Origin of the sequence: Thauera phenylacetica B4P, from assembly GCF_000310225.1 — a bacterium.
Lineage (GTDB): Bacteria > Pseudomonadota > Gammaproteobacteria > Burkholderiales > Rhodocyclaceae > Thauera > Thauera phenylacetica.
The window spans coordinates 1-1,072 of the sequence record NZ_AMXF01000489.1 but is presented as its reverse complement, the minus strand read 5'-3'; the positions used below and the strand labels follow the sequence as shown (position 1 = coordinate 1,072).

1 protein-coding gene and 1 pseudogene are annotated in these 1,072 nt (G+C 68.1%); both read right to left on the bottom strand.

Features of this window, described 5'->3' with window-relative positions; translation table 11 throughout:
- Positions 1-154: 154 nt before the first annotated feature.
- Positions 155-583, bottom strand: a complete 429-nt coding sequence (locus tag C667_RS26730) for an enoyl-CoA hydratase-related protein (RefSeq protein WP_004389902.1) — start codon at positions 581-583, stop codon at positions 155-157.
- Positions 584-674: 91 nt separating this feature from the next.
- A pseudogene (locus C667_RS26725) lies at positions 675-926 on the bottom strand (enoyl-CoA hydratase/isomerase family protein); the annotation flags it as partial.
- Between the last annotated feature and the right edge of the window lie 146 nt (positions 927-1,072).

Sequence of the window (1,072 nt, the reverse complement as noted above, 5' to 3'; positions counted from 1 at the left end):
GGGGCCGTGGGGGAGGCGGGCATCGGGGGGCGGGCGGGCAAAAGCGCATTTTACCTGCGCGGGCGGGGGGCGCCGGGGGCGGAATCTTACGGCGATGATCGATCCGCCGCACCTCCGCCACGCCGCCCGGCTGTGGCGACCGGTCTTCGAGCCCTCACCGATGCTCGAATCTCGGCTTGCGCTTCTCCGTGAACGCGGCGAGCCCCTCGCGAAAGTCATGCTCGGAGAAACATGCGTGGAACAGCGCGCGCTCCATGGCCAGTCCGGCGTCGAGCCCGACCTGCGCCGCATTGACCGCGGCCTTGATCCTGCAGGCGACCGGGCTCGAGTACGACGCCACGAGCCGGGCGACGGACATGGCCGCGGCTTCGAGTTCTTCATCCGGAACCACGCGCGACACCAGGCCGGCGGAAAGCGCTTCGTCCGCGCTCAGGGCGCGCCCGGTCAGCAGCAGGTCCAGCGCGACATGCTTGCCCACGACCCGTGCCAGCCGCTGCGTGCCGCCGGCTCCGGGCATGGCACCCAGCGTGATCTCGGGATGGCAGAAGCGCGCCGAAGCGGCGGCGAGCACGATGTCGCACATCTCCACCAGTTCGCACCCTCCGCCCGCCGCCCGCCGCCAGTCCCCTCGCCGCGACGATCAAGGGCTTGCGGAGCCGGGGCGGCGCCGAAACGCAGCCGATGAACCCGGTCGCGCTGGCCTGCTCGGCGCTCATCTCCAGCATCTCCCGGATGTCCGCCCCGGCGCAGAAATGCTTCAGCGACGTGGAGATGAGGATCGCCCGCACGTCCTCGCGTGCGTCCAGGGCGAGGAGCGCGTCGTCTATCTCCGTGCAGAATTGCAGGTCCAGCGCATTCAGCGCGTTGGCGCGATTCAGCTTGAGGTGGCCGACGCCATCAACGCATTCAACTGCAATTGACGTCATTGTTCTTTTCTTGGCTGTGTGTGGCTTCGGGGATTGTGTGCTCGGGTATGAATGGCGGCAAGCGACCCACAAGAGACACTCATGGCGTAGCTGGTCCTGTGGCAGGTCTCTGCGTGAAGCAGGCAGCCCAACGCACATAGGCCACG

Excerpts from the sequence above, each read along its gene's own strand:
- C667_RS26730 (WP_004389902.1), bottom strand. The coding sequence starts at position 583 with ATGTGCGACATCGTGCTCGCCGCCGCTTCGGCGCGCTTCTGCCATCCC.